Origin of the sequence: Natrinema marinum (assembly GCF_024296685.1) — an archaeon.
GTDB lineage: Archaea > Halobacteriota > Halobacteria > Halobacteriales > Natrialbaceae > Natrinema > Natrinema marinum.
This window is the reverse complement of the sequence record NZ_CP100763.1, coordinates 3,017,362-3,034,256: the sequence shown is the minus strand read 5'-3', so window position 1 is coordinate 3,034,256 and position 16,895 is coordinate 3,017,362. Positions and strand designations below refer to the sequence as shown.

Annotated in this window: 18 protein-coding genes; 9 read left to right on the top strand and 9 right to left on the bottom strand. The window is 66.2% G+C overall.

The genetic code is table 11. The annotated features are described in order from the left end of the window. Positions 1-6 precede the first annotated feature (6 nt). Complete coding sequence (rnz, locus tag NKH51_RS15130; protein WP_254762508.1) at positions 7-948, top strand: ribonuclease Z; 942 nt, start codon at positions 7-9, stop codon at positions 946-948. 66 nt (positions 949-1,014) lie between these two features. Then, entirely contained in the window at positions 1,015-2,991 is a 1,977-nt protein-coding gene (locus tag NKH51_RS15125; RefSeq protein ID WP_254762507.1) for a DUF460 domain-containing protein, read from the top strand. Between the two features lie 9 nt (positions 2,992-3,000). Here the strand turns inward: NKH51_RS15125 and NKH51_RS15120 are convergent, their stop codons facing one another. Beyond that, positions 3,001-3,255, bottom strand: coding sequence for a DUF8015 family protein (locus NKH51_RS15120; protein ID WP_254762506.1), 255 nt, complete (start codon positions 3,253-3,255; stop codon positions 3,001-3,003). Positions 3,256-3,322: 67 nt separating this feature from the next. Continuing rightward, on the bottom strand, positions 3,323-3,502 hold the full coding sequence (locus NKH51_RS15115) for a DUF7470 family protein (protein WP_254762505.1): 180 nt from the start codon (positions 3,500-3,502) through the stop codon (positions 3,323-3,325). A gap of 132 nt (positions 3,503-3,634) precedes the next feature. On the opposite strand from NKH51_RS15115, the gene eif1A reads away from it, so the two are divergent. Further along, positions 3,635-3,925, top strand: a complete 291-nt coding sequence (gene eif1A, locus NKH51_RS15110) for a translation initiation factor eIF-1A (RefSeq protein ID WP_254762504.1) — start codon at positions 3,635-3,637, stop codon at positions 3,923-3,925. 457 nt (positions 3,926-4,382) lie between these two features. Here the strand turns inward: eif1A and NKH51_RS15105 are convergent, their stop codons facing one another. From NKH51_RS15105 to NKH51_RS15095, 3 genes are all read right to left on the bottom strand, one after another. Further along, positions 4,383-5,495, bottom strand: coding sequence for a pyridoxal-phosphate-dependent aminotransferase family protein (locus tag NKH51_RS15105; protein WP_254762503.1), 1,113 nt, complete (start codon positions 5,493-5,495; stop codon positions 4,383-4,385). A 250-nt stretch (positions 5,496-5,745) separates the two neighbouring features. Then, positions 5,746-6,231 (bottom strand): plastocyanin/azurin family copper-binding protein, encoded by a 486-nt coding sequence (locus tag NKH51_RS15100; RefSeq protein ID WP_254762502.1) that lies wholly within the window; start codon positions 6,229-6,231, stop codon positions 5,746-5,748. A 124-nt stretch (positions 6,232-6,355) separates the two neighbouring features. Next, a complete protein-coding gene (locus NKH51_RS15095; RefSeq protein WP_254762501.1) occupies positions 6,356-7,588 on the bottom strand; it encodes an MFS transporter in 1,233 nt (410 codons plus the stop codon). 138 nt (positions 7,589-7,726) lie between these two features. Between NKH51_RS15095 and NKH51_RS15090 the strand changes: the two genes are divergently transcribed. Then, positions 7,727-8,380, top strand: a complete 654-nt coding sequence (locus tag NKH51_RS15090) for a DUF6517 family protein (protein WP_254762500.1) — start codon at positions 7,727-7,729, stop codon at positions 8,378-8,380. Positions 8,381-8,396: 16 nt separating this feature from the next. On the opposite strand, the gene NKH51_RS15085 is transcribed toward NKH51_RS15090, so the two are convergent. Continuing rightward, positions 8,397-8,735 (bottom strand): DsrE family protein, encoded by a 339-nt coding sequence (locus NKH51_RS15085; RefSeq protein WP_254762499.1) that lies wholly within the window; start codon positions 8,733-8,735, stop codon positions 8,397-8,399. A 162-nt stretch (positions 8,736-8,897) separates the two neighbouring features. Between NKH51_RS15085 and NKH51_RS15080 the strand changes: the two genes are divergently transcribed. The 3 genes from NKH51_RS15080 to NKH51_RS15070 all read left to right on the top strand — a co-directional run bounded on the left by NKH51_RS15080 (position 8,898) and on the right by NKH51_RS15070 (position 12,367). Further along, on the top strand, positions 8,898-10,244 hold the full coding sequence (locus NKH51_RS15080; protein WP_254762498.1) for an O-acetylhomoserine aminocarboxypropyltransferase/cysteine synthase family protein: 1,347 nt from the start codon (positions 8,898-8,900) through the stop codon (positions 10,242-10,244). Next, positions 10,241-11,449, top strand: coding sequence for a homoserine O-acetyltransferase MetX (gene metX / locus NKH51_RS15075; RefSeq protein ID WP_254762497.1), 1,209 nt, complete (start codon positions 10,241-10,243; stop codon positions 11,447-11,449). The genes NKH51_RS15080 and metX overlap by 4 nt, the downstream gene beginning before the upstream one ends. Positions 11,450-11,587: 138 nt before the next feature. After that, positions 11,588-12,367, top strand: coding sequence for a DUF7978 family protein (locus NKH51_RS15070; protein WP_254762496.1), 780 nt, complete (start codon positions 11,588-11,590; stop codon positions 12,365-12,367). A gap of 169 nt (positions 12,368-12,536) precedes the next feature. On the opposite strand, the gene NKH51_RS15065 is transcribed toward NKH51_RS15070, so the two are convergent. Together NKH51_RS15065 and serB are read right to left on the bottom strand one after the other, a co-directional pair. Then, on the bottom strand, positions 12,537-12,914 hold the full coding sequence (locus NKH51_RS15065) for a hypothetical protein (protein WP_254762495.1): 378 nt from the start codon (positions 12,912-12,914) through the stop codon (positions 12,537-12,539). Positions 12,915-13,101: 187 nt separating this feature from the next. Next, a complete protein-coding gene (serB, locus tag NKH51_RS15060; protein ID WP_254762494.1) occupies positions 13,102-13,746 on the bottom strand; it encodes a phosphoserine phosphatase SerB in 645 nt (214 codons plus the stop codon). A 121-nt stretch (positions 13,747-13,867) separates the two neighbouring features. Between serB and NKH51_RS15055 the strand changes: the two genes are divergently transcribed. Beyond that, on the top strand, positions 13,868-14,551 hold the full coding sequence (locus NKH51_RS15055; protein WP_254762493.1) for a DUF7978 family protein: 684 nt from the start codon (positions 13,868-13,870) through the stop codon (positions 14,549-14,551). A 15-nt stretch (positions 14,552-14,566) separates the two neighbouring features. Here the strand turns inward: NKH51_RS15055 and NKH51_RS15050 are convergent, their stop codons facing one another. Continuing rightward, positions 14,567-15,028 (bottom strand): universal stress protein, encoded by a 462-nt coding sequence (locus tag NKH51_RS15050; protein WP_254762492.1) that lies wholly within the window; start codon positions 15,026-15,028, stop codon positions 14,567-14,569. A gap of 138 nt (positions 15,029-15,166) precedes the next feature. Between NKH51_RS15050 and serA the strand changes: the two genes are divergently transcribed. Then, on the top strand, positions 15,167-16,753 hold the full coding sequence (serA, locus tag NKH51_RS15045) for a phosphoglycerate dehydrogenase (protein ID WP_254762491.1): 1,587 nt from the start codon (positions 15,167-15,169) through the stop codon (positions 16,751-16,753). Positions 16,754-16,895 lie beyond the last annotated feature (142 nt).

Sequence of the window (16,895 nt, the reverse complement as noted above, 5' to 3'; positions counted from 1 at the left end):
CGACCGATGCCACTGCGCGTGACGTTCTTGGGGACGGCCGGCGCGATTCCGACGACGGAGCGAAACCCGAGCGGCGTCTTCGTCGCCCGCGAGGGCGAGGGGCTCCTGTTCGACGCCGGCGAGGGAACCCAGCGCCAGATGATGCGCTTCGGCACCGGCTTTTCGGTCTCTCACCTGTTCGTCACGCACCTCCACGGCGACCACGTCCTCGGGATTCCGGGGCTGCTCCAGACGATGGACTTCAACGACCGCGAGGCACCGCTCGCGATCCACACGCCCCACGGGACGCGCCGCCAGCTCAAATCGCTCGTCAACGCCCTCGGGAACCGTCCCACGTTTCCCGTGCGCATCAGCGAAGTCGGCGACGGCGACATCGCCTACCGCGCCGACGAGTACGAGGTCCGCGCGTTCGAGACCGACCACGACACCCGCTCGGTCGGCTACGCGCTCGTCGAGGACGAGCGCAAGGGTCGCTTCGACCGCGAGCGCGCCGAGGAACTGGGCGTCCCCGTCGGGCCGAAGTTCTCGCGGCTCCACGAGGGCGAATCCGTCGAACTCGAGGACGGCACCGTCGTCGACCCCGAGCAGGTCGTCGGCGAGCCCCGGCCCGGCCGGTCGATCGTCTACACCGGCGACACCCGCCCCGCAGCGGCGACGATCGAGGCCGCCGACGAGCCCGACCTGCTGATCCACGACGCCACGTTCGCCGACGATCGGGCCGACCGGGCGACCGATACCGCTCACTCGACCGCCCGTCAGGCCGCCGAGATCGCGAATCGGACCGGCGCGAAGCGACTCGCACTGATGCACGTCTCCTCGCGCTACGCCGGGCGCACCGAGGACCACCTCGCGCAGGCCCGCGAGGTCTTCGCCGGCGACGGCGAGAACGTGTTCGTCCCCGAAGACGGGCAGGGCCTCGAGATTCCGTATTCGGACGGCGCGGAGTGAACGCGCCGGCAGATCGTCCTGCGAACCCGCGCCGGATTTATAGCCGACTCGTCCCTATAGCTCGCTGTGAGTACGCGAACGAGTGCGCTCGATGCGGTCGTCTTCGGTGTCGACATCCAGAGCGGTGACGTGCGCGGTGATGCGCCATCGTACGCGCTCACCGTCTACGACGGCGACGAGGTGAGACGGGACGTCGTCTCCCACCGGAAACTCCGGCGACTGATCGACGACGAGGAGCCGGCGATCGTCGCGACCGACAACATGTACGAGCTGGCCGCCGACAAGGACCAGCTCATCCACTTCCTCGGCTCGCTGCCGTCGGGCACCCGGCTCGTCCAGGTGACGGGGGCCGAACAGCCCGAGCCGCTCTCTCGCGTCGCGAAACGCCACGGAATCCCCTACGGGAAGGACCCGATGCAGGAGGCCGAGGCCGCCGCCCGACTAGCCGCCCACAACGTCGGCCACGAAGTATCGGCGTTCACCGACACGACCGAGGTCAAGGTCTCGAGGGGGCGCTCGACCGGCAGCGGCGGCTGGAGCGAGGACCGCTACACCCGCCGCATCCACGGCTCGGTCAGGAAGCGATCCCGCGAGGTCGAGTCCGAACTCGAGGACGCGAACCTCGAGTACGAGAAAGAGGTCCGCGAATCCTACGGCGGCTACGCCAACGCCGTCTTCACCGTACAGGCCCGGCCCAGCGACATTCCGGTCTCCCGAAATCGGTCGGGCGACGTCCGCGTCGAGATCGAGCGCGAGCGCAGGGACGGCATCGAGTTCCAGCCGCTCGTCAAACGGCGCGACCACGTCGTCGTCGGGATCGACCCCGGGACGACGACCGCCGTCGCCATCGTCGGCCTCGAGGGCGAGGTATTGGACGTCTGGAGTTCCCGCACCAGCGACACCGCCGACGTGATCGAGTGGATCGTCGAGCGCGGCCGGCCGATCGTCGTCGCGGCCGACGTGACGCCGATCCCCGAGACCGTCGAGAAGTTCCGCCGGAGCTTCGACGCCGCGGGCTGGACGCCCGACAGCGATCTCCCCGTCGACGAGAAACAACACCGCACGCGCGACCACCCCTACGACGACGACCACCAGCGCGACGCGATGGCCGCCGCGCTGTACGCCGTCGACGCCCACACGGATCAGTTCGAGCGCATCGCCGCCAAGCTCCCGCCGGGGCTCGACCGCGGCGAGGTCACCGCCCGCGTCGTTGCCGGCGAGGAGAGCGTCGAGGCCGTCCTCCGGGAGCTGAGCGACGACGACGGCGGCGACGAGGAGGAGTCGACCGAGCACGAACCCCGCGAGCTCACCGAGGAAGAACAGCGGATCAAGGACTTAGAGCGGCAGGTCGAGCGCCTCCAATCGCACGTCGAGACGCTCGAGGGGCGCATCGAGGACCGCGACGAGCGGATCCACGAACTCGAGAACAGCCTCAGCGGCGCCCGACGCCAGGAGCGCAAGGAAGTCCGCAAAGACCGCGAAGTGAGCCGCCTCGAGCGGAAGGCGAACCGACTCGAGCGCGAGCGCGACGACGCCCGCGAGGAGGTCGAGACCTTGGAGAAAAAGGTCGAGCGGATGAAAGCCCTCTGGAAACTCGATCACTCGAACTTCAGCGACATCTCGGCGAAAAAGGAGGGACTGGTCCCGGTCAAGGTCGTCGAGAAGTTCACCAAGGGCGCGATCCGCGAGGCCGACGAACAGTACGGCATCGCCGCCGGCGACGTGGTCTACCTCCGGGACGCCAGCGGCGCGGGCCGATCGACGGCCGAACTGCTCGCCGAGTTCGAGCCTCGAGTGATCCTCAAAGACGGCGGCCTCTCGGAGATCGCCGACGAGATCCTCTTCGACGCCGAGCTCCCGATCGGCCCCGCCGACGACGTTGCCATGCAGGAAGTCGACGAACTCGCCGTCGCCCGCGAAGACGATGTCGAGGCAGTCATCGACGACTGGCACGAACGCGCCGAAGCCCGGCGACGAGATCGGAAGGCGGCGATGGTCGACCAGCTCATCAGCGAACACCGGGCCGGCGACAACGAGGTCTGAGCGCCGGTCTCAGTCCGCCGACTCCATCGGCGACAGCGCCTGTGGCACCTCCTCGAGGGCGACCTCCTCGGTCAGATCCTCGGTCGTGTCGACGGGGCCGTTGACGAACAGCGCGTGGGCGATGAAGGCGATCGCGACGACGCCGAGCCCGACGATCGCGACCGGATACGGGACGGGCGTGGCGTAGCCGACGCCGGCACCGAGCCCGAGGCTCATCCCGATACCGACCAACACGAGATCGTAATACTGCAGGGTATACGCCATACGCCACATTCACACCCCAGGGGCAAAACGCTTGAGCCGCGGGCGGGAGGACGCTCCTCGAGGCCGGTCAGAACATCCCGAAGTTCTGGAGCATGCCGGAGATCAGCGATCGGACGACCAGCCCGAGGCCGGCGAGGACGAGCGCCATCCCGAGCGCGACGACGATATTCGCGTAGGCGATGAGTGCGATGCCGGCGAGCAAGAGCAGGAGCCCGACGATCCCGAGCGCACCGAGATTCCGTAACATACCCAGGCGTGCAGAGGCGAGCGAAATAAACGGCGTGGTTTCGCCGCTCGAGATCGCGGCGTTCGCCGACAACGGACACTCACGCGGCGGGATCGATAAAACGTTAAACCGCTCGACCGCGAATCCGCGGCCATGAGCGACGACGGCGACGGTGGTCGGAAGAACCTCCGAATGCCCGAGGACGACGAGGTCTTCGCGACCGTCACCAACATGCTCGGGGCGAATCGGGTGAAAGTACGCTGTGCCGACGGGACAGAACGCACCGCGCGCATCCCCGGCAAGATGCAAAAGCGCATCTGGATCCGCGAGGACGACGTCGTGCTCGTCGAACCCTGGGACTGGCAGGACGAGAAAGCCGACATCACCTGGCGCTACGAGAAAAGCGAGGCCGACCAGCTTCGCCGAGAAGGCCATATTCAATAACCAACCTTTTGGGCTGCGGGCGCGGCGGAGCCGCGCCCTCGGCAAAACGGTGATGAAAAGCACTCCTCCTTCCTCTCCACTCACTTCGTTCGTTCCGAGTCAGTCGTCGGCCCGCTCGCGCCTCCGGCGCTCGCGGTAAACGGCGTCGGTCACGGGTCACTCCGTTCCCCGTTCGCGTTCTCGGGGTTCGGAGCGAGCGAAGCGAGCGAGAACCGCGTACCGCTCGAGTGCTCCGAACCGCTCACTCGCTGAGCGTTCGGTGATGGACGTCTCGCTGGAACGTAGCTGCCTTCGCACCAGAGTACCGCAAAATCCTTCAAAAGCCTGCCCTTCCCCGGATCGTACGCCTCTCGTATCACTCGAGGCGTACTCACGGCCACCGGTCGTCGATTCGATCGTCAGTCCTCGGGCGGAAAACGGGGTAGCGCGCGGCGTACTCGCGGCCTCGAGCGCCGACTTACAGTCCAGCGACGTCTTCGATGGCGTCGGTTAGCTCTTTGATCGACTCGAGGTCGTGTTCGCCCATGTGACCGATGCGGAACGTTTTCTCGCCGAGTTGGGAGCCGTAACCGTTCGAGAAGACCATGTCGTACTCCTCGTCGACGGTCGCGATCGTCTCCGCGACATCGATCCCCTGCGTGTTCTCGATGCAGGCCACCGTCTGGGACTCGTAGCCCTCCTCGGGGAACATCGCAAAGTGCTCGCGGGCCCACTCGCGGGTGTACTCGGCCATCTCGCGGTGGCGCTCGTCCCGACCGTCGTGACCTTCCTCGAGCATGTGTTTCATCTGTTGTCGATACGCGAGCATGACTGGGATGGCGGGCGTCGAGTGAGTCTGGCCCTTCCGGTCGTAGTAGTCGAGCGAGCGCTGGAAGCCGCCGTACCACGACGCGGAGTCCTTCTCGACTTCGCGGTCGTAGGCTTCGTCGCTGACCACGCAGACCGCCAGTCCGGGGGGCATCGCGAAGGCCTTCTGCGTGGAGGCGAAGATGACGTCGATGTTGTGCTCGTCGATGTCGACGTAGTCCCCGCCGAGCGCGGAGACGGCGTCGACGACGAAGTACGTGTCCGGATACTCGGCGACGACGTCGCCGATCTCCTCGATGGGGTTGCGGACGCCGGTCGAGCTCTCGTTCATCACCGTCGCGACGACGTCGTAGTCGGTGTCGTCGTCCTCCAGTTCCGCGCGGATGTCTTCGGGCTTGATCGCCTCGCCCCACTCGTACTCGAGTCGGTCGACGTTCTTGCCGAGCCGTTCGGCGACGTTGGCGTGTCGCTCGCTGAAGCTCCCGCAGGTCGGGACGAGGATGTTCTCGTCGACGAGGTTGAGCGTCGAGGCCTCCCAGAACTCCGTGCCCGAGGCCGTGAGGATGATGACCTCGTTGTCGGTGCCGAGGAACTCCTTCGTGTCCTCGACGATGGTCGTATAGAGGTCGGTCATCCGGTCCATCCGGTGGCCGAACATCGGCTCGCACATCGCCTCGATCACGTCCTCGCGCACCTCGGTCGGGCCCGGAATGTACAGCGTCTTGTCGGGATAGTCGTCTTTATATTCGCGTTTGTCGGTCACGCAAATCACCTGAGTACGACGTACTGCGTCGCGGGACGGTATGGTACTTTTGATGCCGTACGGGAGCAACGTGGCCGCCGAGCGGGCCAGAGCCGCTCGCACACCGCTGTCGGCCGGATCTCGACGGGGGCGGTTGGCCCGCGGTAGTTTCGGTCGACTACTGGAACCCAACTTGCGGCGCTCCGAAGGTGGCGATACGAATCGCCAGTACGTAGCGATTCGAAACGAGAGAAACTGAACGGGAGCGGCGTTACTCGACGTTGATGGAGCCTTTCATGCCCGCGCCGTAGTGGGGCTCACAGACGTATTCGGCCATATCGCTTGAGGCCTCGATCTCGAGGATCTGGCCGTCGCCGGGCTCGGAGACCTGCTCCGTCTGGTACTCGCCGACGACGGATTCGCTGTCGTCGTAGATCGCGAAGTTGTGGCCCTGACCGTCGCCCTCGTCCCAGCCGATCGTGTAGGTTTCGCCCTCGGTGAGCGTGATCGTCGGGTTCTCCTGACCCTCGATTCCCGACGGGGATTTACCGACCCACTTCAGGCTGTCCGCTTTGAATCGGATATCGGCGCCGGACTCGATCGAGACGGCGCCGCCGCCGTTCCCGTTGCCGTTACCGTTCCCGTTCCCGTTACCGTCGTCGCTACCACCACTACAGCCGGCGACGAGCGCCGTCGACGCGGCCGCACCCGTGAGCTTCAGTGCCGTTCGCCGTGAAACTGCCTTGTCTCGTGCCATCACCGGGGGTTGGGCCCCTGAACATAAAAATTGATACCTTCTCACCCTACAATGTTATGTGAATCCATACCACAACGAAAGATTGTCCGATTCAACGATGAGTCGGTATTCGGTCTCGCTCGAGTCACGCATCACCGCGATCGCTCGTCCGAAATCGGTCGGCCCGCGTTATCGAGAGTCGCAAGAATACGGGCACGGTGACGACGGCGATAGCGACCTCGAGGCCGCCGACGACGAGAAAGGCCGCGCCGTAGCCGTAGCTGCTGGCGACGGTGCCGCCGAGGAGGAAGCCGCCGAGGAAGCCGAGGCTGCCGGCGAGGTTGAAGCCGGCCATGGCGATCCCGCGCTCGTTTTTATCGGCGAGATCGGTCACGAGGGCCATCGTCGCGGGGGCGACCAGCGCGCCGAGGATGCCGACGCTGACCATCGCCGCCGCGGCGGTCGGGACCGACGGCGCGGCCCCGACGGCCAGAATCCCGACGCCGTAGCAGACCGAGCCGACGACGATCGGGATCGTCCGCCCGATTCGGTCCGACAGGGCACCCATCGGGTACTGTAGGAGGGCGAACGGCGCGAAAAAGCACGCCAGCATGAGCCCGGTCGCCCCGGCGTCGAGGCCGAACGCCGACTGGAAGTAGAGGGTGCCCACCAGCGCGAAAAACCCCGCCGTGAGTCGGTCGACGAAGCCGAAGGCGTAGGGAATCGACAGCGTCGGCCGCCGGCGGACACCCTCGAGCAGCGCGCTGGCCGTCCGGCGCTCGTCGGGCGTGCGGTCGTCGACGAGGGAGACGAGCGCGCCCACGCAGACGAGCAGGCCGGCCGCGACGGCAAGCGGTGCGACGGGGGAGAGTTCCGTCAGTTGGCCGCCGACGGGCGCGCCCAGGGCGGCACCGAGCCCGATGGCGATGCCGGCCGCGCCCATGTTCCGCCCGTGGCCGCCCTCTAAGTCCATCAGCATGGTCATCGTCAGGGAAAACGCGCCGATCGTCGTCGCGCCCTGAAAGACCCGCAGGAGGAGGACGGCCTCGAAGGGGAGCGAGCCGACGGCGGGGACGGCGGCAAGGGCGGCGTAGCCGAGGGCACCGGCCAGCGCGCCGGCCACGATGAACGGCCGACGACGGCCGGTCGCGTCGCTCGCGAGGCCCCAGAGGCCGACGAACGCGACGTAGGCGGCGAACTCGGCGACCAGAAACCACATACTCGCGTCCAATGCCGTCGCCGCGAACGCCGATGTCGCCGCGTCGGCACCCAGCGTCTCCACGAGCGTCGCGACGCCCGGATAGAGCAGCACCTGCGAGAACAACACCGCGAAGACGAGGCCGGCGAGCACGGCGCGATCGCGGTCACTCGAGTGCACGAGCGCCCCTTGGCGCTCGGGTACTATGAAATCGTTCGTCTCGACCGGCGGCCGGTCGCCGAGTCACCGAACTCGAGACCGCTACCTCGGCCGGGGGAAACCGATGCGTTTTCGTCCGCGACCGACCAGTAGTTCTCGATGACAGTCTCACGTCGGCGTCTCCTCGCGACGGGAGCGACCGCTGGAGCAGTGCTCACCGCCGGCTGTACCGGCTTTCTCAGCGACACGCTCTCGTCGACGCAAGCGACCGTCTCGCAGGCGTCGTTAGACGAAACCGGCTACGACGAACACACCGTGGAGACGGTCACTATCGAACGGACCGTCGGCCGCTTCGGGATCGAACGCACGATCGAGGTCGAAAACTGGTACGCCGAGTACGACCGTGCGATTTCGCTCGACGCGCTGGGCCTGCGACGCGTGCAGGGGGCGGTCGTCGCCGTCCTGACCACGCCGCAGATCTCGTTTCTCGGGAAGACGTTCAATCCGGTCGGCGAGTACTCGACGGACGAGCTCGTCGCGCTGATCCAGAACCGGTACGACCGACTCGAGAACGTCCGGCCCGTCGACGAGGAATCGATCTCGATTCTCGGAAGCGACACGACGCTCGCCCGATACGAGGGGCGCGCTCGGCTGACTTCAGCCGGGACCTCCCTCGACGTCTACTTGCAGCTCAGCGAGCCCGTCGCCCACGGCGAGGACTTCGTGGTCTGCGTCGCGGTCTACCCGCAGGTCGCGGGCCTCGAGAGCGAGTCCGGGGCAGTTCGGACGATGCTCGAATCGCTCGAGCACTAGGTGTTCGCGCCCGCGGCTACGGACGGATGTAGGCGTACCCCTCGTTTTGCAGCCGCGTGAGTTCGCCGCCGCCGGAGGGAACGGTCTCGACGCCCTCGACGAGATCCGACTCTGCGAGGTCTTTCAAATCGAGCGTGTTGCTGCAGGCCTTGACGTCGATGCCCGTCTCGAGCAGTGACTCGACCGTGTCGCTGCCGTCCCCGCCGGCCGTCAGCGGTTCGATGCCATCGGCTTGGGCGACGATCGCGATGTCGTCGATCTCGACGGAGTCATCCTGTGTGAGGTTCTCGGCGATCGCGAGCGCGGTCTGTTGCTGGGCCGGATCGTCGGCGATGAGGTGGAAAACTGTCTGCACACGAAGACGGGCGCGCCGTCTGCCAATAGGAGTTGAGCCTGCAAGCGAAGCGGTCAGCGGCATGGGACGGCTGAACGGCTAATTCATGCGTGACGTTCTCTAGCCTGCCGTATTTGCCGTTACTGAGACGCATATGAACGTGGGGGAGTATGCATACTAAACATGAGCGACGACGCGAGCGACGGGACCGACGCTGGTGGTGAGCGTGGCGAGCGCGGCTTCGGGACGCGCAGCGTCCACGCCGGCCAGTCCCCCGATCCGGCGACCGGCGCGATGGCACCGCCGATCTACCAGACGACCTCCTACGTCTTCGAGGATGCCGACACGGCCGCCGCCCGCTACGCTCTCGAGGACGACGGCTACATCTACTCTCGCATCGCCAACCCCACCGTGACGACGCTCGAGGACCGACTCGCTTCCCTCGAGGGCGGGGCCGGCGCGGTCGCGACCGGCAGCGGTATGGCCGCACTCGATTCGGCGACGCTGATCCTCGCCGAGGCCGGCGACAACGTCGTCTGCTCGACCGACACCTACGGCGGCACGACGGCCTACTTCTCGAAGACCGCGACCCGGCGGGACATCGAACCGCGGTTCGTCCCCACGCTCGAGTACGACGCCTACGAGGCGGCGATCGACGAGGACACCGCCTTCGTCCACGTCGAGACGATCGGCAATCCGTCGCTCGTGACGCCCGATTTCGAGCGCGTCGCCGAGATCGCCCACGACAACGGCATCCCGCTTGTCGTGGACAACACCTTTGCGACGCCGGCGCTGTGTCGCCCGCTCGAGCACGGGGCCGACGTCGTCTGGGAGTCGACGACCAAGTGGCTCCACGGCTCGGGGACGACCGTCGGCGGCGTCCTCGTCGACGGCGGCTCGTTCCCCTGGGGCGAGCACGGCTACGACGAGATCGAGGGCCAGAACCACGCCTACCACGACGTGGACTTCTCGCGGGACTTCCCCGAGGCGCCCTTCGCCGCGACGGCCAGATTCCGCTCGCTCCGGAGTCTGGGGAACCAGCAGTCGCCGTTCGACGCCTGGCAGACCTTGCAGGGCCTCGAGTCGCTGCCCCTGCGCGTCGAGAAACACTGCGAGAACGCCCAGATCGTCGCGGAGTTCCTCGACGACCACGAGGACGTGGCGTGGGTCACGCATCCGGGACTCGAGGATCATCCGACCCACGACAACGCGAACCGGTACCTCGAGGACTACGGCGGCATGGTCGCGTTCGGGCTCGAGGAAGGGTTCGAAGCGGGCAAAGCCTTCTGCGAGAACGTCGAGGTCGCCCAGTTCCTCGCGAACATCGGCGACGCGAAGACGCTCGTCATTCATCCGGCGAGCACGACCCACGGTCAGCTCACGCCCGAAGAGCGCGAGGAAGCGGGCGTCACCGCCGACCTGACCCGGATGTCGGTCGGGATCGAGGACCCCGAAGACATCCTGGCGGATCTCGAGGGGGCGATCGAGGTGGCGACGCGGGCCTGTCGAGGGGAGGGTGATCAGTCGTGACGACGAAGGAGACGGTCAACCTCGGCGAGTTCCAGTTCGAATCCGGGGAGTCGATTCCGAGCCTCGAGGTGGCCTACGAGACCTACGGCGACTTTACCGGTGACAACGCGGTGCTCGTCTGTCACGCGCTGACCGGCAGCGCCCACGTCGCCCGCCGGCCGGACGCGGGCGGCGAGACGGCGGGCCAGGCCCGGGCCTGGTGGGGCGACGTGGTCGGCCCCGGGAAGGCGATCGACACGAGCGAGTACTTCGTCGTCTGCGCGAACGCGCCTGGTTCGTGCTACGGGACGACCGGCCCCGCCAGCGAGAACCCCGAGACGGGCGAGCCCTACGGCACCGACTTCCCGCCGGTCACCGTCGGCGACTGGACCCGCGCCCAGCGCAAACTGCTGGACGAACTCGGCGTCGGACGAGTCCACGCCGTCGTCGGCGGCAGCGTCGGCGGGATGAACGTCCTCGATTGGTTGCGCCGCTACCCCGACGACGTGGAGCGGGCGGGAGCGGTCGCCACCGCCGCCCGACTCGATGCGCAGTGTCTCGCGCTCGATACCGTCGCCCGACGGGCGATCACGAGCGATCCGAACTGGAACGGCGGCCACTACTACGGCGGCGAAGAACCCGAAGCGGGGCTGGCTCGAGCGCGCCAGATCGGCCACATCATGTACCTCTCGAAGGCCTCGATGGGGCGCAAGTTCGGCCGCCGGTCCGCGGGTCGGGAGGCCGTCCGCGAGGAGCCGCCGGACCCCGCGGCCGCCTTCTTCCCCTACCGGGAGGTCGAGTCCTACCTCGACTATCAAGCCGACAAGTTCACCGATCGGTTCGACGCCAACAGCTACCTCTACATGACCCGCGCGATGGACGATTTCGACCTCTCGGCGGGCTACGAGTCCGACGCCGACGCGATGGCTGCCTTCGAGGGTGAACTCCTCTTGCTCTCGTTTACCGGCGACTGGCACTTCACCGTCGAACAGTCCGAAGCACTGGCCGAGGCCTGCCGCGAGGCGGGCGTCGACGTCGCCCACCACGTCGTCGAATCCGACCACGGCCACGACGCCTTCCTCGTCGAACCCGAGAAGGTCGGCCCGCCGCTCTCCGAACTGCTCGCGGAGGGGCTCGCCGGTCGTGCGATCACCGACACCGCCACGGAGGGAACGGAGGAGACGGGAGAGTTCGCCCCGGTCCACACGAGCCTCTTTTCTGAGTGATCGGTTGTCGAAACGAATTTCTTATAGTTATAGTTGGGTCGAGAACGCCCACTCAGTGCGCTCAGAGTGAGGAATTTAATCGGTGTGTGATAGAACAGTGCCGTAAATTATAATATTCCACTGTCTGATGTATTGGTGATGTCAGACGGGAAGCAACTGGAATACGAAGAGGAGGACGAATCGATAGAACAACAGCGGATTCCGCGGGACGACGGAACGGAACTGCCGATCAAACAGGGGGCAGTATTCGGGGCCATCGCAGTGGTCGCCACGTATCTCACGCACCTGTTTCTGACGATGATTACGACGGCCCGCTCCAGCCCGACCGCCAGGCAGGTAGGGGACTCAGTCGTTGTCACAGAAATGGTCGCCTCGTGGAAGGCTGCAGGTTGGAGTTATCTCAGCGTGTTCGGAACGGGATTTCAGGCGGATGGCGAAACTGCAACGCTCAGCGACGCTCCGAATCACGCCGCCGCGTTCATGGGCGGGTCGTTCACGCTATCGACGCTATTTCTGTTCCTCGTGACGGTCGGCGGCGTCGTCGCCGCCGGCTACGCAGTCGCCAAATACACCGACGCTGACGACGCCGTCGATGCGGTCAAGGCCGGTGCTACTGTCGCCCTCCCATACGTCGTGTTCGCTGTGCTCGCTGCGTTCGTAATGACGCAAACGTACTCAGAGGTGCCGACCGTCGTGGATCTCATCGGTTCCGAACAGTCCGATGTACTCGGACTCACAGCCGGAGACTACCTCAACGATGCGGGAGACTCGGTCAGTTCTAACGTCACGTTCGGTCCGTCGACCACCGACGCGATCCTTTTCGCCGGAATCATCGTTCCGGCAGTCCTCGGTGCCGTCGGCGGCCTGCTCACGCAGCCTCGAGACGCACTCGAGACCGTGATGGCGAAGGTTCAGTAACGGCTGAGCCAACCGGTTGTCCCGTTCGTGGAATAGCCTGCGGGACGACGTATTTTTCTCGCTGTGACGGCGGCTGCAGCCGCTCCCACGATCGGCAGTGCTGACAGTCGAAGCACAAGCAAACTGAAAAACGAGATACTGGTCGACTTCGGACGGATACGGGTGGGCTTCAGTACTGCTGTTCGTGGCCGTGCTCGAACGAGACGTAGTGGTCTGCATACGGACGGTCGGAGCGCCGGCGATCGATCCAGTACTCGAGGTCGGCGACGAACAGCACGAGGTTTTCGCGAGCGAGTAACTTCATCGAGACGCCCCGTGGCGAGCGAAACAGGGCGATCAACGACCACATCGTCCCGGCGGCGAATGCGCCGACGGCGGAGAACGTCATGCCGAGCGTGAAGAACGTCGTCGCGTAGACGAACCCGATCCCCATCGAGGGCAGGCTCGTGCCCAGCGGGACCCGCGCGCTGGCGTCGCGAAGCGTCGGCGCGAGAAACGCGATCGAGAGGCCGCTTCCGAGCGTGAATACGAGGTCTTGCCACATCATACTAACTACTTACTCGTCCTCGAGTTAATAACCTCATTGGTCTGGAAATAGCTCGTTGGTCCCGACAATCACCCGCTCGGACTAGAGAGATCGAAGAGGCGTACAGCGAGCGTACCAACGGTAACCGAGGTCGCGAGAGGGAACTAATACGCGATTACGGGCGCTAAGACGCTGTTACTCGAGTCGATCAGGGCTCGGTGAGGACGGACTCCTCGAGCAGCACCTCACGGGCCTCGGCCATCGACGAGACGACGACATCACAGTGGGGTTCGACCGCTGGCTTGGGTTCGAAGCCGACCGCCAGTCCGGCGACCTCGAGCATCGGCAGGTCGTTGGCTCCGTCGCCGACCGCGACGGTGTCCGCGAGATCGACGCCCACGTCGTCGGCGAGGTCCTCGAGCGCGTCGTCTTTGGTCCCCTCGATCAGCGGTCCCTCGACCGCGCCGGTGAGTTCGCCGCCCCGCATCGGGAGCCGATTCGAGACGATATGGTCGACGGCGACGCCCTCGCGCTCTAAGGCAGCCGCGACGCCGCGTTCGAAGCCGCCCGTGAGGATGGCGGTCGTGACACCGGCCGCGTTCAGTTCCTCGATGAGGTCGGCGGCCCCCTCCCGAAGGACGACCTCGTCGAAGGCGGCCTCGGCCTCGGACTCCGGGAGCCCCTCGAGGAGGGCCGCGCGTTTGCGCAGACTCTCGGCGTAGCCGATCTCGTCGTTCATCGCGCGCTCGGTGATGTCGGCCATGTCCTCGGCAACGTCGCGGCGGCTACCGAGCAGCACGGTCATCTCGGAGTCCGAAAGCGTCCCGTCGAAGTCGAAAGCGACGACTGTCATTGTGCCCCGGTTGTCGGTCCCCGGATAAACCAGTTCAGGTTTCGGACTGGCGCTGCGGGCCGCTGTTTTCGGTCCGGGACCGACCGAAACGTATTATCGACCCGCTTTCGTTGCCCGATACATGTCGTCAGATCGACGGTTCGAGTACGACAAAGGACCACGTCTCGAGGACGAACGAGAGAGCGACGAGGACGATGCCGACGACGAATGCGAGGAAGAACCGACCGACACACGGTATCCACGGCAGCGGCGGTTGGCCGTTCCGCCGTGGAAAGCCGGGGCCGTCTCGGGTATCGGTGCCTTCGTCACCGTCGTCGCAGTGACGTACCAACTGGTCGGAGCGATGTTCGCCGGGGGGTTGTTCAGCGGTATGGAGGACCGACCGAGCCGCGTGGTCATCACGGGACTGATCGCGCTCGGAAGCCACGGCGCGCCGATCGAGCGCGGCGAGGAGGCGATACAAGGAGCGTACGGAGTCATTCGCGGTCTGACGACCAACGTTACCGCTCTCGTCCCGGCCGTCGTTCTATTGATTGCCGGCTACCTCCTCGTGCGCAGCGTCCGCCTCGAGACGAGGCGGGAAGCGGGCCTCGCGCTCGGCTCGCTGTTGCTGAGCTACGTCGTCCTCACGGCCGGCCTCGCGACGATCGGTCGCTGGACGCCAACCGGAGACCGTGAGACCGAGACGATCGCCGTCGCGATCGAGCCATCCCTGTTCGCGGCGATCGGCGGCACCGCGGTGGTGTTCACTGCGATCGGAGCCGGCGTCGCAGCCGTTCCGAGGCTACTGGCGGCTGAGCGGTGAGCCGACGGTCTGGAGTCAGTCCGCGTCGTCTTCTTCTACCGGCGTTTTGACGATCGTCACCGGCCGCGAGGCCAGCCGCGCGACGCGGTCGGTGACGCTCCCCAGCAGTTGACGGTACTCGCCGGACCGTTCCTTCGACCCCATCACGAGCAGATCCACGTCCGCCTCGTCGGCGTACGCGAGGATTTCCTCGTGGGGCGAGCCGTGTCGAACGACCGTCGTCGGCTCGAGCCCCGCCTCCCTGGCCGCTTCGGCCGCCGACTCGAGGGCGTCCTCGCCGACCTGTTCGAGGGCGGCCTCGAGTCCTTCGAACTCGTGGACGTACTCGTCGCCGCTGTAGGAGGCGTAGACATCGCTGTCGACGACGTACAGCAGGTGTAGCTCCGCGCCGGTCCGCTCGGCAGCAGCGATGGCATGTTCGGTCGCCAGTTCCGTCCCTTTCTCCGCGTCGGTCGGCAGCAGAATCCGGTCGTACATACTCGAGGAGACATCGCCTATAGGCATAGTTCGTGCCGTGGATTTTCAGCGTGCAGGAACGCCGTCCCGAAAGCGGTATTTTTTGCCTGCCCCGACCACAACGGAAGGGTTTACGTTCTCCGCGCGGTTGTCCCGCGCATGAAGGTTCTCGTCACGGATCCGATCGCAGACGCGGGTCTGGACGTACTCAGAGACGCCGGCCACGAGGTCGAGACGGGCTACGAACTCGAGGGCGACGCGCTCCTCGAGGCGGTCGCGGACGCCAACGGACTGATCGTTCGCTCCGGGACGGAAGTCACCGAGGAGGTCTTCGACGCCGCCGAGGAACTGGCCATCGTCGGCCGAGCCGGTATCGGCGTCGACAACATCGACATCGACGCCGCGACGGACCACGGCGTCATCGTCGCCAACGCCCCCGAGGGCAACGTCCGCGCGGCCGCCGAGCACACCGTCGCGATGACGTTCGCGGCCGCTCGCTCGATCCCGCAGGCCCACATCCGCCTCAAGAACGGCGAGTGGGCCAAAAGCGACTATCTCGGGGCCGAACTCGACAGCAAGACCCTCGGCGTCGTCGGCCTCGGCCGCGTCGGCCAGGAGGTCGCCAAGAAACTCGACTCGCTGGGCATGGATATCGTCGCCTACGACCCCTACATCAGCGAGGAGCGCGCCGACCGCATCGGCGCGGAACTCGTCGATCTCGAGGCGAGCCTCGAGCGAGCGGACTTCCTGACCGTCCACACCCCGCTCACGCCGGAGACGGAGGGGCTCATCAGCGAGGACGAACTCGACCTGCTCGGGAACGGCTACCTGATCAACTGCGCCCGCGGCGGCGTCGTCGACGAGGACGCCCTCGCGGCGAAAGTCGAAGACGGCACCGTAGCCGGCGCGGCGCTGGACGTCTTCGCCGAGGAACCGCTCTCGCCCGACTCGCCGCTGCTCGAGCACGACGACATCATCGTCACGCCACACCTCGGGGCCTCGACGGAGGCCGCCCAGGAGAACGTCGCGACCTCCACCGCGGAGCAAGTCAACGCCGCGCTGATCGGCGAGCCGGTCGCCAACGCTCTCAACGCCCCGTCGATCGACGAGAGCGCGTTCCCCCGCGTCGAGCCCTACATCGAGATCGCCGAGACCGCCGGCAAGGTCGCCGCCCAACTCCTCGAGGGCCGCATCGAGGACGTCGAGGTCGTCTACGAGGGCGACATCGCCGGCGAGGACGTCGAGTTCGTCACCGCGAGCGCGCTCAAGGGCATCTTCGAACCGCTCGAGTGGCAGGTCAACGCCGTCAACGCGCCACAGATCGCCGAGGATCGCGGCGTCGACGTCACCGAGTCCAAGACCCGTCAGGCCGAGGACTTCCAGAGCCTGATCTCGGTGACCGTCAGCAACGACGACGACGAGGTCTCGGTCGACGGCACCCTCTTCGCCGGCGACGACCCGCGCATCGTCCGTATCGACGGCTACCGCGTCGACGCCATCCCCCACGGCCGGATGGTCATCGCGCGCAACACGGACGAACCCGGCGTCATCGGCCTCATCGGCTCCGTCATGGGTGACTACGACGTCAACATCGCCGGCATGTTCAACGCCCGCGAGACCATCGGCGGCGAGGCCCTGACCGTCTACAACGTCGACAGCGAGGTGCCCACCGAGGCCAAAGAGGAACTCGAGGCCGACGAGCGGATCATCGGTATCAACGACATCACGCTGAACGGCCAGAGCTAAGCGCTCGACCGATACTGCCCCTCTGTTTCGTCTCAGTCCGAGAAACGATTAGCCGCCGTGATCTCGTTGTGGGCGGTCGTAGAGAGGAAAGGACCCGCCGGCCGCCAACCGCCCGAGATCCGGACAGTCCGGTCCGCCGTGA

Bases quoted from the DNA above. Each gene is read 5' to 3' on its own strand.
- rnz (WP_254762508.1), top strand. From the start codon at position 7: ATGCCACTGCGCGTGACGTTCTTGGGGACGGCCGGCGCGATTCCGACG.
- NKH51_RS15120 (WP_254762506.1), bottom strand. From the start codon at position 3,255: ATGGCGTATACCCTGCAGTATTACGATCTCGTGTTGGTCGGTATCGGG.
- NKH51_RS15115 (WP_254762505.1), bottom strand. From the start codon at position 3,502: ATGTTACGGAATCTCGGTGCGCTCGGGATCGTCGGGCTCCTGCTCTTG.
- eif1A (WP_254762504.1), top strand. From the start codon at position 3,635: ATGAGCGACGACGGCGACGGTGGTCGGAAGAACCTCCGAATGCCCGAG.
- NKH51_RS15100 (WP_254762502.1), bottom strand. From the start codon at position 6,231: ATGGCACGAGACAAGGCAGTTTCACGGCGAACGGCACTGAAGCTCACG.
- NKH51_RS15090 (WP_254762500.1), top strand. From the start codon at position 7,727: ATGACAGTCTCACGTCGGCGTCTCCTCGCGACGGGAGCGACCGCTGGA.
- NKH51_RS15080 (WP_254762498.1), top strand. From the start codon at position 8,898: ATGAGCGACGACGCGAGCGACGGGACCGACGCTGGTGGTGAGCGTGGC.
- NKH51_RS15070 (WP_254762496.1), top strand. From the start codon at position 11,588: ATGTCAGACGGGAAGCAACTGGAATACGAAGAGGAGGACGAATCGATA.
- NKH51_RS15065 (WP_254762495.1), bottom strand. From the start codon at position 12,914: ATGATGTGGCAAGACCTCGTATTCACGCTCGGAAGCGGCCTCTCGATC.
- serB (WP_254762494.1), bottom strand. From the start codon at position 13,746: ATGACAGTCGTCGCTTTCGACTTCGACGGGACGCTTTCGGACTCCGAG.
- NKH51_RS15055 (WP_254762493.1), top strand. From the start codon at position 13,868: ATGTCGTCAGATCGACGGTTCGAGTACGACAAAGGACCACGTCTCGAG.
- NKH51_RS15050 (WP_254762492.1), bottom strand. From the start codon at position 15,028: ATGTACGACCGGATTCTGCTGCCGACCGACGCGGAGAAAGGGACGGAA.
- serA (WP_254762491.1), top strand. From the start codon at position 15,167: ATGAAGGTTCTCGTCACGGATCCGATCGCAGACGCGGGTCTGGACGTA.